This is a genomic window from Nocardia sp. NPDC004123, from assembly GCF_053603795.1.
Map to the genome: position 1 here is coordinate 56277 of NZ_JBSGGG010000035.1, position 13936 is coordinate 70212.

The 13936-nt window shown below is 69.7% G+C and carries 11 protein-coding genes and 1 pseudogene; 7 read left to right on the plus strand and 5 right to left on the minus strand.

What is annotated here, in order from left to right; genetic code table 11:
* The first annotated feature begins 203 nt into the window (after window positions 1-203).
* From ACWEQQ_RS38880 to ACWEQQ_RS38910, 7 genes and pseudogenes are all read left to right on the plus strand, one after another.
* A complete protein-coding gene (locus ACWEQQ_RS38880) occupies window positions 204-2534 on the plus strand; it encodes a heavy metal translocating P-type ATPase (protein ID WP_452342305.1) in 2331 nt (776 codons plus the stop codon).
* Window positions 2535-2667: 133 nt separating this feature from the next.
* Window positions 2668-3546 carry a DUF302 domain-containing protein gene (locus tag ACWEQQ_RS38885; RefSeq protein WP_452342304.1) on the plus strand — a complete coding sequence of 293 codons (879 nt, stop codon included), beginning with the start codon at window positions 2668-2670 and terminating at the stop codon, window positions 3544-3546.
* 80 nt (window positions 3547-3626) lie between these two features.
* Entirely contained in the window at window positions 3627-4181 is a 555-nt protein-coding gene (locus ACWEQQ_RS38890; RefSeq protein ID WP_452342303.1) for a flavodoxin domain-containing protein, read from the plus strand.
* Between the two features lie 44 nt (window positions 4182-4225).
* Window positions 4226-4705, plus strand: a complete 480-nt coding sequence (locus ACWEQQ_RS38895) for a DUF2267 domain-containing protein (protein ID WP_452342302.1) — start codon at window positions 4226-4228, stop codon at window positions 4703-4705.
* 40 nt (window positions 4706-4745) lie between these two features.
* Window positions 4746-4877, plus strand: coding sequence for a hypothetical protein (locus ACWEQQ_RS38900; RefSeq protein WP_452351697.1), 132 nt, complete (start codon window positions 4746-4748; stop codon window positions 4875-4877).
* Window positions 4870-7180 (plus strand): annotated as a pseudogene (gene ppsA / locus ACWEQQ_RS38905) (phosphoenolpyruvate synthase). The gene ACWEQQ_RS38900 and the pseudogene ppsA overlap by 8 nt, the downstream one beginning before the upstream one ends.
* A gap of 109 nt (window positions 7181-7289) precedes the next feature.
* A complete protein-coding gene (locus ACWEQQ_RS38910; protein WP_452351698.1) occupies window positions 7290-9002 on the plus strand; it encodes a GAF domain-containing protein in 1713 nt (570 codons plus the stop codon).
* 24 nt (window positions 9003-9026) lie between these two features.
* Here the strand turns inward: ACWEQQ_RS38910 and ACWEQQ_RS38915 are convergent, their stop codons facing one another.
* The 5 genes from ACWEQQ_RS38915 to ACWEQQ_RS38935 form a co-directional block, all read right to left on the minus strand.
* Window positions 9027-9926 (minus strand): universal stress protein, encoded by a 900-nt coding sequence (locus tag ACWEQQ_RS38915; protein WP_452351699.1) that lies wholly within the window; start codon window positions 9924-9926, stop codon window positions 9027-9029.
* 28 nt (window positions 9927-9954) lie between these two features.
* On the minus strand, window positions 9955-10953 hold the full coding sequence (locus tag ACWEQQ_RS38920) for an Acg family FMN-binding oxidoreductase (RefSeq protein WP_452351700.1): 999 nt from the start codon (window positions 10951-10953) through the stop codon (window positions 9955-9957).
* 76 nt (window positions 10954-11029) lie between these two features.
* Window positions 11030-11977 carry a universal stress protein gene (locus ACWEQQ_RS38925; RefSeq protein WP_452351701.1) on the minus strand — a complete coding sequence of 316 codons (948 nt, stop codon included), beginning with the start codon at window positions 11975-11977 and terminating at the stop codon, window positions 11030-11032.
* 29 nt (window positions 11978-12006) lie between these two features.
* A complete protein-coding gene (locus ACWEQQ_RS38930) occupies window positions 12007-12930 on the minus strand; it encodes a universal stress protein (protein WP_452351702.1) in 924 nt (307 codons plus the stop codon).
* A complete protein-coding gene (locus ACWEQQ_RS38935; protein WP_452351703.1) occupies window positions 12930-13922 on the minus strand; it encodes a 1-phosphofructokinase family hexose kinase in 993 nt (330 codons plus the stop codon). Before ACWEQQ_RS38935 ends, ACWEQQ_RS38930 begins: the two co-directional genes overlap by 1 nt.
* Window positions 13923-13936 lie beyond the last annotated feature (14 nt).

Below are 13936 nucleotides of genomic sequence, written 5' to 3' on the forward strand. Positions count from 1 at the left end.
CATGTCAGCATCCGCACCCGCGCCCCTCACAGGGCCGAAGGTCCTGTCTCGGGCATACATCGGACACGGCACAGCCCGCGAACCGTGGGCCGGCCACCACCGGGACCAAGGGCAGTGGTGTTCGGGGACTGTGGCCCTGCCGCTCACCCGAACAACTGCGATGCACTGATCGGGAATGCACACCCGGCGGAAGGACGAGAGCCATGGTGGCCGATTCACGTTTCCACGGTTGGATCGATCGAGCCGGCGGTGTCCTCGGAACGGCGCTGCTGGCCGGGACGATCGCACCGCTGGTCGCCGGTGGCGTCGCCTGGGCCGCCGGGGCGACAGCAGTGGCCGACTGGTGCTGGGCCACGGGCACGGTGGTGGCCATGGTCCCGGCGGTGTGGTGGGTTGTCGCGGCGCTGCGCCGCGGGCGCGCCGGAGTGGACCTCATCGCGGTGTTGTCGCTGGCCGGCACGCTCTGGGTGCACGAGTACCTCGCGGGCGCGCTGATCGCGGTCATGCTCAGCAGCGGGCATGCGCTCGATGCCGCCGCCGAACGGCGCGCGGCCCGGGATCTGCGAGCCCTTCTCGAGCGGGCGCCGCGGTCGGCGCGGCGACGGCAAGGGGACGTGGTGCGGATCGTCGATCTCGATGAGATCGTTCCGGGCGACATCCTGGTGATCGCCGCCGGCGAGGTGGTTCCCACCGACGGCAGGATCATGGATACCGTTGCGGCACTGGATGAATCGGCACTGACGGGTGAACCGCTCCAGGTCGAGCGCGCCCCCGGGGAGCCGGTGCGCAGCGGCGTGCTCAATGCCGGCGGCGTGTTCGAGATGCGGGCCACCGCGACGGCCGACGACAGCACCTACGCCGGGATCGTGCGGCTGGCACGCGAGGCGGGAGCCGCCACCGCGCCCACGGTCCGGTTGGCGGACCGTTATGCCGTGTGGTTTCTCCCGCTGACCCTGCTCGTCGCGGGTGCCGCGTACTGGTTCAGCGGATCGCTGGTGCGCGCGGTGGCGGTGCTCGTGGTCGCGACACCGTGCCCGTTGTTGCTGGCCGCACCCGTTGCCATCGTGTCGGGGCTGTCACGTGCGTCGCGGGTCGGCGTGGTGGTGCGCGACGGTGGGGCTTTGGAAAATCTCGGCCGCGCAACAACTCTGGTCATGGACAAGACCGGCACCGTCACGGCCGGGCGGCCCGTGGTCACGGAGGTCGCCGCCGCTCCGGGCACGGATGGAGCGTGGTTGTTGCAGCTGGCCGCCTCGGTGGATCAGATGTCGCCGCACGTGCTGGCCGAGGCGATCGTGACCGAGGCGCTGGCCCGCAAGCTCCAACTCGCCGTTGCCACAGCGGTTTCCGAGCAGGCGGGTCGCGGCGTCACCGGCACGGTCGACGGTCATCGCGTGCAGGTGGGGAAGTTGCCGGAGTCGATGATCACCCCGGAATGGGCGCGGCCGGTGATGAATCGGGCGCGGCTGGACTCCGCCGCCGTCGCCTGGATCGTCGTCGATGACGACCCCCGAGGTGTCGTGTTGCTGCGGGATCCCTTGCGGCGGCAGGCGCCCCGCACCCTGCGCCGGCTGCGGGAGGCCGGACTGAACCGCCTCGTCATGCTCACCGGTGATCGTCCCGAGCCCGCTCGGGAGGTCGCGACGGTGCTGGGCCTCGACGAGGTCTTCGCGGGCCAGAGCCCGGCCGACAAGGTCGAGGCGGTGCGCCGGGAGAGCCGGCAGCAGGTGACCGTCATGGTGGGCGACGGCATCAACGACGCCCCGGCCCTCGCCGCTGCCACGGTGGGGGTGGCCATGGGGGCCCGGGGATCGACCGCCTCGTCGGAGGCCGCCGATATCGTGCTCACCACCGATCGGCTGGATCGGCTCGCGGACGCCATGGACACCGCCCGCTGGTCGCGGCACATCGCGGTCCAGAGCGCGACCGCCGGCATGACGCTGTCGCTCGCGGCCATGGTCATCGCAGCCGTCGGCTGGCTGCCGCCCGCGGCGGGCGCGCTGCTTCAGGAGGCCATCGACGTCGCCGTCATCCTGAACGCACTACGAGCACTGCGCGGCAATCCGGCCGCCCATCTGGATCTGCCGGCCGATACCGAAGAGCTGCTGCACCGCTTCGCCGCCGAGCACGATGTCCTGCAGGACGCCCTCACGAAGCTCCGCGCGGTGGCCGACCGCGTCGCGGAGCGCCCCGATGACGATGCACTCAGGGCGCTCGACGCTGTGCACCGTTTCCTGCTCGACGATCTGCTGCCCCATGAGCTGGCCGAGGAAACCCAGCTGTACCCCGCGCTCGCCGGGCCGCTCGGCGGCACCGAGGCAACAGCCACCATGAGCCGCGCACACGCCGAGATCCAGCGGCTGGCCACCCGCATCGGTACCCATCTCGAACTGGCCCGCGCGCGTGGCGGATTCGACCCGGATCAGATCGACGACTTGCTGGCCTGCCTCTACGGCCTGCACGCCGTGCTGCGCCTGCACTTCGTGCAGGAGGAGGAGAACTATTTCGCCCTCGCCGCCGACGAACGGCTGTGATCATGACCCGGTCCGCCGGCCGATCGCCCCGCACGGCCGTGCGTTTGTTCCCCCACCACCGTGACCTTGTCCTCTGTGCCGCCCGCCCGGCCGGACGCAGGCTGAACGCACGAACTACCGAAGGAGGCGCGTCATGGAGTACCGGGTGAACGTGTGCGAGACACCGCCGCAGGCGGTGCTGCGCATACCACTGGAGATCCGCCCGGACCTGTTGAGCGACGGCATTGTCGGCGGCATGAGCCGGCTGTCGGAGGTGGCCGACCAGGCCGGGCTCGTCGCGAACGGCGCGCCGATGATCACCTTCCATCGGGAACTGCCCGCCGAGGATGCCATAGTCGTCGATTTCGGGCTCCCGATCGAGGCCGCGCCCGCCCTAGGCCCGAGTTCGGGTGCGGAGCTGACCATCCAGTCGCCGTCGCTGGTGGCCCGCACCTGCCATCGCGGCAGCTATCGCGACATCGACGCCGGATACCGCGCATTGCGAGAGTGGCTGCAGGGCAACGGCTATCGACCCATCGGACCGCCGACGGAGGCGTATCTCATCGGCCCCGACGAGGTGAGTGATCCCCGTCTGCTGATCACCGAGATCCGGATTCCGGTGGCCCCCGTCGCCGCCATCACCGTCCACCTCGACGCGACGTTCCCCGACGCCGTGGACCGCACCCGGACCGCGTTGCGGGAGCATGGATTCGGCGTCGTGACCGAATTCGACGTCCAGGCCGCACTCCGGGAGGGGACCGGTGAGCACATCGAGGAGTACCTGATCCTCGGAGCCTGCAACCCGCAGCTCGCCGGTCGCGCCCTCGCCGTCGACCGGGAGGCGGGATTGCTGTTGCCCTGCACCGTCGTCGTGCGGGCCGACCGGACCGGCGTGCTCGTGGAGGCCACCGATCCCACGCTGCTCGCCGAGGTCCTGGCCAGGCCCGAGCTCGCCCGACCGGCCGAAGAGGCGCGTCGAATGCTCGCCGCTGCAGTGGCGGACCTGTCCCATCCCGCCGCGGCGGCCGGCTGAGGCGGTCGAGGACCATGGTCCCGGCCACCACGGGTAGGAGTCCTCTCACCGAAATCCGGCCACGCGAGCAGGCTCGATGCATGGAAACCACCGCTCCCCGCGTCGCCGTCATCTACGCCACCGCTCAGGGATCCACCCGGGAGATCGCCGATTTCATCGGCGCCTACCTCACGGCCCGCGGCGCGACCGTCGAAGTCGCCGACGTCGAACACGCTCCCGAACTCACGCTCTTCGATGCCATCGTGCTGGGCAGCGCCGTGCACGATCTGGCCCTGCTGCCGGAGATGACCGAATTCGTCCGCTCGCATCGCCACGAACTGCAGGCATACCCGGTGTGGCTGTTCAGCGTCGGGCTGGGGCCGGCCCTGGTCGGCCCGACCGGGCGCCGCATCGGCAATGTCGTCCCGAGAAAGATTGCCGCCCTGCGTGATTCGATCACACCGCGTGATTTCCACGCGTTCGCCGGCCACTACGAGCGCGTCGGCGTCTCACTGCCCGCACGCGCCCTGTACCGCGTGCTCGGCGGTGCCCGTTACGGGGACCTGCGCGACTGGTCCGACATCACGGCCTGGACCGACACCATCGCGCAGGCTCTGCACCTGCCGCAGGCCCAGGCCACTCCGACCCACCCCTGACCCGCGCACCCTCGGTCATCCCGTTTCCGCGAAAGGCCATGCCGATGAGCCACCACACCGATCCATTCGCCCCGGCGATCCATACCAGCCGCATCTGGCTGCGCACCGTCGCCGACCGGCTCGGCACCGACGACCGGATGGAGGCGCAGCGGGCCCTGCGCGCCTGGCTGCACACCGTGCGCGATCGCCTCGACATCGGCGCGGCCGCACACCTGAGCGCCCAGCTGCCCACGCTGCTGCGCGGTGTCTACTACGAGGGCTGGACGCCGGGACGTGTTCCCGTGCGCCATGATCCGCAGTCGTTCCTGGACCAATTCGCCCGGACGGCCGACGTGTCGACGGACGAGGCGAGGCGCATGTCCGCGGCGGTCACCGATGCGCTGGCCCAGCTGTTCTCCCCCGGCCAGCTCGACCACGTGCTGGCACAGCTTCCCGTACCCCTGCGGCGCGTGCTACTCGGTGCCGATTTCAGTGACATTCTCACCTCCGCGGGCATTTTCGAGACTCCGGAGGCACAGCAGTGACGATCCGGCACGCCCCCTGTTCGTCATCGCGCTTCCCTTCGTGGTCACCGGCCTCGAACTCAGCGGCGCCTCGCCGCTGGCGATGCTGTCCGCCTTGTTCATCCTTGCCGTCCCGATCCTGTTGCTGCTCGTGCTGCCCGGATCGAAACAGAACTGGAGCCGTCATGGGTGACTATGTCGCCACCTTCGATGAATTGCGATTGACCGATGCCGACCGCGCCGGCGGCAAGGGAGCCAATCTCGGCGAACTGGTCGCGGCGCAACTGCCCGTGCCGCCGGGGTTCGTCGTGCTCAAATCCGCCTACGAAGAGGTGATCTGTGCGGGTACGCACGGCCCGGAACTCGACGAACTGCACACCCGAGGGCTAGCGGCAGCGGTGGGCGCGACCCGCGAGGAGGCACAGCAGCTCGACGAACTGTGCCGCCGCATGCGGGAATTCGTGCACGACACCCCGATGTCGCCGGCCGTCCGCGATGCCGTGCTGTCGGCCTATCACCGGCTCGGCGACGCGGTGACCGTGGCAGTGCGGTCCTCGGCCGTCGGCGAGGACAGCGCGACCGCGTCGTTCGCTGGAATGAACGTGTCCCACACCAATGTTCACGGCGACGAAGAATTGATCACCGCGCTGACCGACTGCTGGGCATCGCTGTTCTCCCCGCGCGTGCTGACCTATCGGGCGCGGCGCGGCATGCACAATCGGCCCGAGATGGCCGTGGTGGTGCAGCGGATGGTGGCCGCCCGCACGGCCGGCGTGGCCTTCACCGCCGACCCTGCCACCGGTTCGCTCGATCGCATCGTCATCGACGCCGCGCGTGGCCAGGGCGAGGTGGTGGTGTCCGGCGCCGTCACACCCGACACCTACGTCCTCGACGCGGCCGGACCGACACTGCTCACCACCGAGCTCGGCAGTCAGAGCTTCGCCATCGTGGCCGGTTCCGACGGCGATCGGCGAATCCAGCTCTCCGAATCCGAAGCCGCGGCGCCGGCGCTCACCGACGACCAGGCCGTCGCCGTCGCCAGGCTCGCGCTCGAGGTGCAGGCGCACCACTCCGGCCGCCCCCAGGACGTCGAATGGGTCTTCGACGACGAGCACCTCTGGCTGGTGCAGGCGCGGCCGATCACCATCCTGCCCAGCGACACCGCGGTGAAACCTCCGGTGGCGGAGACCGCCGAAGGTCGGGTGCTGGTGCGCGGCCTGGCCGCGGCGCCCGGCCGCGCCACCGGTCCGGTGCGCGTATTGCGCTCGCCCGCAGAGGGATCCACGCTGGGTGACGGCGAGATCCTGGTCGCACCTATGACGAACCCTGACTGGCTGCCCACCCTCTCGCGGGCCGCCGCGGTGGTGACCGACAGCGGCGGCATGACCTGCCACGCGGCCATCGTGGCCCGCGAACTCGGCATCCCGTGCATCGTCGGAGCGCGCACCGCCACCACCCAGCTGACCACCGGCCACGAGGTCACCGTCGACGGGTCCGCCGGCCAGGTGTACGCCGGAAGCCTGCTTCCGGCCACGACCACCGCGGTGCCGCGCCCGGTCCCCGAGGCCACCGCACCCGAGGCCACCGCGACCCGCGTCTACGTGAATCTGGCGCTGCCCGAAGCCGCCGAACGCGCCGCGGCCACCGACGTCGACGGAGTCGGCCTGCTGCGTGCCGAGGTGCTGCTGACCCAGGCGCTCGGCGGCCGCCATCCCCGCGATCTCATCGCCCGCGGCGAGGACGAGAAGTTCATCCAGAGCATGACGGCCTCCATCCACCGGATCAGCTCCGCCTTCGCGCCCACGCCCGGTCGTCTATCGGGCAAGTGATATGCGCAGCAACGAGTTCCGGGCACTCGAGGGCGGCGACCGCTACGAGCCCCGGGAGCACAACCCGATGATCGGGTTCCGGGGCTGCTACCGCTACGTCCGCCAGCCGGAGATGTTCCGCCTCGAACTGGCCGCGCTCGCACGCGTGCGCGAACAGACCCCGAACGTGCACCTGATGATCCCGTTCGTCCGCACCCGCTGGGAACTCGAGCAGTGCCTCGAGCTCGTCGACGCGAGCCCGCTCGGACGCCAGCGCGGCCTGCACCGCTGGGTCATGGCCGAGGTGCCGTCGGTGATGTACCGGCTACCGGAGTACGTCGAGCTGGGGATCGACGGAATCTCCATCGGCAGCAACGATCTGACCCAGCTCATGCTGGGCGTGGACCGCGATTCTGAGGAGTGCGCCGAACTGTTCGACGAATCCGATGCGGCGGTGCTGGATGCCATCGAGCAGATCGTCACTACCGCCCGCCGGCTCGGCATCACCTCGTCGCTGTGCGGCCAGGCGCCCTCCACCCGTCCGGAATTCGTGGAGCATCTGGTACGCGCGGGCATCACGTCGGTGTCCGTCTCGCCCGATGCGATCCAGCGCACCCGGCGCGCCGTCGCAGCCGCCGAACGGCGCGTGCTCCTGGATCGCGCGCTGGCCCAGCCGGACCGGCGGTGACGCTGCGAGTCACTCACCTGCACCATCGTCGTCGCGCGCGTGCCTAAACTGGAACAGCCGTAACAGAACCAGTTGTGCGCGCCCGACACGAGTGCAGGGAAGCCAGGAAATGACCGTTGAGCCCACCGACGGCTCCTACTCGGTACGCGACACCCTTTCCCAGCTGCGGCTGCGGGAATTGCTCACCGAGGTCAAGGACCGTGTCGAACAGATCATCGACGCTCGCGACCGCATGGACGGTCTGGTCGAGGCGATGCTCTCGGTGACCTCGGGGCTCGATCTGGACCAAACCCTGCGCACCATCGTGCACACCGCCATCAGCCTGGTCGACGCCCGCTACGGCGCGCTCGGCGTCCGCGCGGACGATCAGCTCGAACAGTTCATCTACGAGGGCATCGACGAGGAGATGCGAGCCCGGATCGGCGATCTCCCGGAGGGCCGCGGCGTGCTGGGTCTGCTGATCAGCCAGCCCAAGCCGATCCGCCTGGACAACATCGCCGATCATCCCTCGTCGGTCGGCTTTCCGGACCACCACCCACCGATGCGGACCTTCCTGGGCGTGCCCGTCCGGATCCGCGACGAGATCTTCGGCAACCTGTATCTGACCGAGAAGTCCGGCGGCCAGCCCTTCACCGAGGACGACGAGGTCATCGTGCAGGCCCTCGCCGCCGCCGCCGGAATCGCTATCGACAACGCCCGGCTCTATCAATCCACCCGCACCCGCCAAGCCTGGATCGAAGCCACCCGCGACATCGCCACCGAATTCCTGGCCGGAACCGATCCCGAGCAGGTGCTCGCCCACCTCGTCACACACACGCGCACCCTCACCGAATCGAAATGGGCGTTCCTCGCTGTCGACGAGGAACCCGACAGCAACCACGCCGACGCCGAGGGGCTGTGGATCAGCAAGTGCGCCGGTCCGGACGATCACCGTCACACCGGAATGGTCCGCACGTCCGGGACGGCGATCGGACGAGCGTTCCGCGAGGGTCTGGCCCTGCGCCTCGACGACAGCGACGATCTCGGTCTCGACATCGCGCTCGACGCCGGACCCGCGCTGATCCTGCCGCTCAACGCCCAGGAGTCGACCTTCGGCGTGCTGGTCGTGGTCCGCCCGGCGGGTGCTCCCCCGTTCGCGGACGAATTACAAGAACTGGCAGGCGCTTTCACCGATCAGGCCGCGCTGGCGATCCAACTGGCCGAGGCCCAGCAGCGCATGCGCGAACTCGACGTGCTGACCGATCGCGACCGCATCGCCCGCGACCTGCACGACCATGTGATCCAGCGGCTCTTCGCGGCCGGTCTGAGCCTGCAGGGCACCGTCGCGCGCGCCCGTTCGGCCGAAGTGCGCGACCGGATCTCGGATGTCATCAACGAATTGCAGGACGTGGTCCAGGAGATCCGCACCTCGATCTTCGACCTGCACGGCGGCGCGGCGAGCAGTACCCGGCTGCGGCAGCGGATCGAGGAGGTGATCCGCACGCACACCGCCGATACCGGCCTGCGCACGTCGTTGCGCATCACCGGGCCGCTGTCGGTGGTGGCGGCCGAACTCGCCGACAATGCCGAAGCCGTGGTGCGCGAAGCGGTTTCCAATGCTGTGCGACACGCCGGGGCCGCGACCGTCTCGGTGACCATCGACGTCTCCGACGATCTGACCGTGCTGGTCGCCGACGACGGTTGCGGGATCCCCGAGAACATCACCCCGAGTGGGCTGCACAACCTGCAGCGCCGGGCCGAGGAGATGGGCGGAACCTTCTCCTTCGGCCGCAACCCCGAGGGAGCGGGGACCTTGCTGCATTGGGCGGTGCCGCTGGGGTGAACCGGCTGCCGCCGAGTGATCCGGTCACTTGCCACGCACGATGACAATCGGGCAGTCGACGCTGTGCAGCAGGGCGTCGCTGGTGGAGCCCAGGAGCATGCCGGTGAAGCCACCGCGCCCGTGGCTGCCGACGACCACCAGCTGCGAGCGTTCGGATTCGTCCAGCATCGACCGAACCGGACGATCCTTCACCAGGATTCGCCGCACCGCGACATCGGGATAACGTTCGGTGTATCCGGCCATCTCCTCGCCGAAGGTCGCCCGCTCCTGCTCCTCCACGGTCTCCCACCCCGACATCGGCAGGTAAGGTCCGCTGACGTCGCTCCAGGCGTGCAGAGCGGTCAGGCCGGTCTTGCGCAGCGACGCCTCCTCGAACGCGAGTTCCAGCGCCGCAACGCTGTTCGGGGTGCCGTCGACGCCGACCAGCACCGGCTGCCGCGCCGACACCGGATCCGCGGCCGCGGTCGTATGGATGACGGCGACCGGACAGTGCGAGTGGTGGGTCACCGCCGTGGCGACCGACCCCAGCAGCCCACGCCGGAGCGCACCGAGTCCGCGACTGCCGAGCACAACCATCCGGGCGTCCCGCGAGAGGTCCATCAAGCGCGAGATGATCGGCTCCTCGGTGACTTCCGAGGACATCTCCACCCCTTCGCCGGGCAGCGTCTCGGACGCGATGCGAGTTGCCTCACCCACGACGCGTTCGCCGTCCAGTTCGAGCGACGCGATAGCGGCGGCATCGAGCACGGCGGTCGGCGGCAGCCCGGTCGGCGCGCAGATCGATGTGACGATGTGCAGGGGGGCTCCGTGCCGCGCGGCATCCAGCGCCCCCCAGGCCACCGCCTGGTAGGAGACGGCCGAGCCGTCCACACCGACGACGATCGGTGGATTCGGATCCACCTGCGGGGCAAGGTCTTCAGTCATTTATGCGCTCCTGACTCTCGTGTCTTCGCTATTGCTCACCCGACAGGCTCAGGGATTCGAGCGGACGAACGACGTCCTCGAGCGGGAGCCGGGGTGTGGCGGGTACCGGTGCGGCGCTGGTCGCCGCCCAGCCCATCCGGATGATCAGCTGCGGATAACCGAAGTCGCCCAGCAGATCCCGGCGGATCCGGGTGCGCACACCGGTGACTTCGAGGGGTTCGCTCAGCGAGCAGGTGGCCAGCCCCCGCGCCGTGGCCTCGAGCAATACCGCACTCGCCACCTCGCCGGCGCGCAGCCAGCCCCGCAGATCATCCGAGGCGGTGCACACCAACAGCATTCGCGCGGCCTCGTCGGTGTCACTCACCACTGCCTCGGGCAGGCGGGGGTCACCGAACGACCGGACCGTCGCATCCGGCGGAACCACCGCGTTGCGCGCGGGTACGCCCTGCGCGCTGGCGTGGTGACCGCTCCATTCCGCCAGCTCGGCGTTGTAGCCGGCGTCACCGCGGTGCTCGGTCGCGGCGTCGACGAAAGCGCGCAGCAGCCGCGCGTGCTCCCCGTTCGTGTCGACCTCCCGGACCTGCACTCCCGGAACATCCGCTCCCGCGGCGACGACCGCGGATACCTGCGCGGGCGGCACCTCCCACGAGGTGAACCGGCGACGGTCGCTGCGCCGCCGGGCAATGGCGCGCGCCAGACGCGCAGCGGTCGCGTCGGGCTCGGCGTGGTGGAGTTCCAGGGCGGCGAGATGTCTCGGCTCGGCGGGGTTCGGGAACCGGTGCACGACCGTGTCCCAGCCGACCGCACACAATGCCACGCGCAGATGATGCAGCGCCGCACCACAACTCACCACCAGCTCCCGGCTGTCCGGGTCGGTGTAGGGCAGCTGGCGGCTGTCGTCGGCGTAGAGGTGCACCGTGGTGTCGCCGACCCGCCACAGCCACGGCTGGGTATTGTGCACCGACGGCGCCCGCACCGCCAGCGCCACGGCTGCGCGGATGGTGTCGTGATCGGGGAGAGTCGACATCGCCTGGCCTTCCTCGGAATTCTCGTGCCCTCACTCAGCATGGCCCGTGCGACAGGCCGCCGGTGACGGCCGAAAGTCACTGTCCGGCGGGTTCTTCGGCCCGGGTTTGCGATGGCTGACGGACGACCAGGACCGGGCACTGCGCCAGATGCAGCAGCGCGGTGCTCACCGAGCCCAGACCCATCCCGGCGAATCCGCCCCGGCCATGGCTGCCGACCACCATGAGCTGCGCGTTCTCGGCCTGCTCCAGCAGCGCGCGCACCGGCGTATCGGAGGACACGACCCGATGGACGGTAACCTCCGGACAGCGTTCGGTGTAGCCGGCGAGGGCCGCTTCCAACAGCACATCCTGGGTCCTGCGGATCGCGTCCCACCCCATCACGGGTAGGTCGAAGCCACCTGTATCACTCCACGCCTGCACCGCGATCAGCTCGACCTTGCGCCGCGACGCCTCCCCGAAGGCGAGCTCGATGGCCGGCACGCTGTTCGCCGATCCGTCCACACCGACCACCACCGGTTTCGACGCCGACGCCGGGTCCGTCTCCGAAACACCGTGCACGACCGCGACCGGACAGTGCGCCTGCCGGGCCAGCGCGGTACTCACCGACCCCAGCACCGCCCGCCCGATCGCGCCGAGCCCCCGATTGCCGACCACCAGCAGCCGCGCCCGCCGCGAGCGCTCGATCAGCGCGCCGATGATCATGTCGAAGATCAATTCGGTCCTGATGTGCAGGCTCGCCCCCGGCACGGCGTGGGCGGCGATACGCGCGGCGTCGGCGAGCACCTGCTGTCCCCGCTGCCTCAGGTCACGCCTGTCGTGGGGGTTCTGTTCCGTCGCCCCCGCCACGATCGGGTTCGCATACGAGGTGACGATATGCAGCGGGCAGCCCCGCATGTCGGCTTCGACGGCGGCCCACATCACCGCCTGATAGGAGATCTCGGATCCATCCGTGCCGACGACGATCCCCAGATCATCGTGATCCGAATGCTCGAAACTCGTTGCGGGAACAGCATTCTCTTCCATGACGTCTCCTGATTCGACGGCTGCTCGGCTCACTCCGCGGGACGGACAACCATGATCGGGCAATGGGCGTGCTGGACCAGCGTGTGCGCCGTGGAACCCAGGAGCATGCCGGTGAAACCACCACGGCCGCGGTTGCCGACCACGACCAGTTGCGCGTGTTTCGACCACCCTTGCAGCGTGTCGGCCGGGGCGGACACATAGATGCGGCGGGTCACCTGCACGTCCGGATATTTCTCCTGGAAGCCCGCGAGTCGTTCGGTCAGGAGAGCTTCCTCGAGCCCGTCCACCTCGCCGAGGTCAGCGGTGCCTCGGTCGCCGAGGTATTCGCCGAAATTCCAATCGCTCCAGACATGTACGGCGACCAGGTCGGTGTGGCGTTCGGCGGCTTCGGCGAAGGCCGTGGCGATGGCGGCCTCGCTGACCGGGCTGCCGTCGACGCCGACGACGACCGGTCCGGACTCGCGGAGGGTGTCGTGCGCATCCGGATCCGGGCGCACCACGATCACGGGACTGTGGGCATGGGAGGTGACGGCGAACAGCGTGGATCCCAGATGCATCAACGTCCCGGCGTTTCCGGTCGCTCCGAGCACCACCGCGTAGGCGGCCGTGCTCAGCTCCACCAGCAGTCTGCTCGCATTGGTCACCGAAAGCCGTGTCGCGGACCGCAATCCGGGTTCGATCCGCAGCGCCATCTCCTCGGCCTCGCGAACGAGCTGCTGCCCGCGGGCCCGCACCGCGTCGACCACCGACGGCGGCACCACCCCGGAGGGACTTCCGGAACTGCTGACTCCGCCCAGATCGAGGGCGTGCACGATCTGCAGCTCCCGGCGGCGCCGGGCGGCATAGCTCGCGGCCCAGCGCAGGGCGAGCTCCGATCCGAGCGATCCGTCCACTCCGACCACGACACCGGCCGAGGCCAATTGGTGCGGATCGTCGTAGTCCTCGTGTGTCATCACGTCCTCCTCTGTGGAACAGGCGTTTCGGGGCTGCCCGAGCCGACCGGTGAGAAGCAGCTCGGCCGGGTCTCAGGTTCTTGCCGGTACAGCTCGGCGATGCGGGCGGGATGGCCGGGCCGGGTGCCCGGCGTGATCAGGGCGGCGGTGGCGGCGGCGATGCCCAGCCGCACCGCGTCGTCGAGGGGGTAGCCGCGTGACAGGCCGACCGTCATGGCGCCCACCATGGCGTCGCCGGCCCCGATACCGCTGCGGACGGTCACCTCGAACGACGGGAACCACCGGTCGTCGTGGCGCGTCACCGCCAGCGCGCCGCTCGCCCCCAGCGACACGACCACGATCTCGCAGACTCCCGCCAGGATGAGCTCCCGTGCGGCCGCGAGTTGCGACTTGCGGTCGGGCAGTAGGTGACCGGTGAGCTCGGCGAGCTCACGCACACTCGGTTTCAGGAGGTGGACGCCGCGTCTCACCGCGCGCAGCGCTGCGCCCGACGTATCCAGGATCAAACGGACACCCAGGTCGCGCAGCAGGTCGGCGAGCATCTGATAGAGGCCGTCCGGGACACCCGGCGGCAGACTGCCGCTTGCGACCACATAGCGGGAGCCGACTACCGCACGTTCGATTTCACTCAGGCAGAGATGCAGTTCCGGCGCGGTCACCCGGGGTCCCGGAAACACGAATCGGAACTGGTCGCCGGTTCCGTTGTCGGTGACCGCGAGGTTCTCCCGGGTATGGCCCGAGATCGGGATCGATCGCATCGGGACTCCGGCGTCACGGACCAGGTCCTCGAGCTGCCGCCCCGACGGTCCGCCCGCCGGGAAGATCGCGGTCACCGGCTCGCCGAGAGCCGCGATGGTGCGCGCGACATTGATACCGCCACCACCGGGATCGAATCGCGGTGGCGTGCAGCGGGTCTTGGAGGTCGGCCGGATATGGTCCGCACCGGCGGCGATGTCGATCGCCGGATTCATGGTCAGGGTCACGATCGGCATCGGCCGCCTTCTCT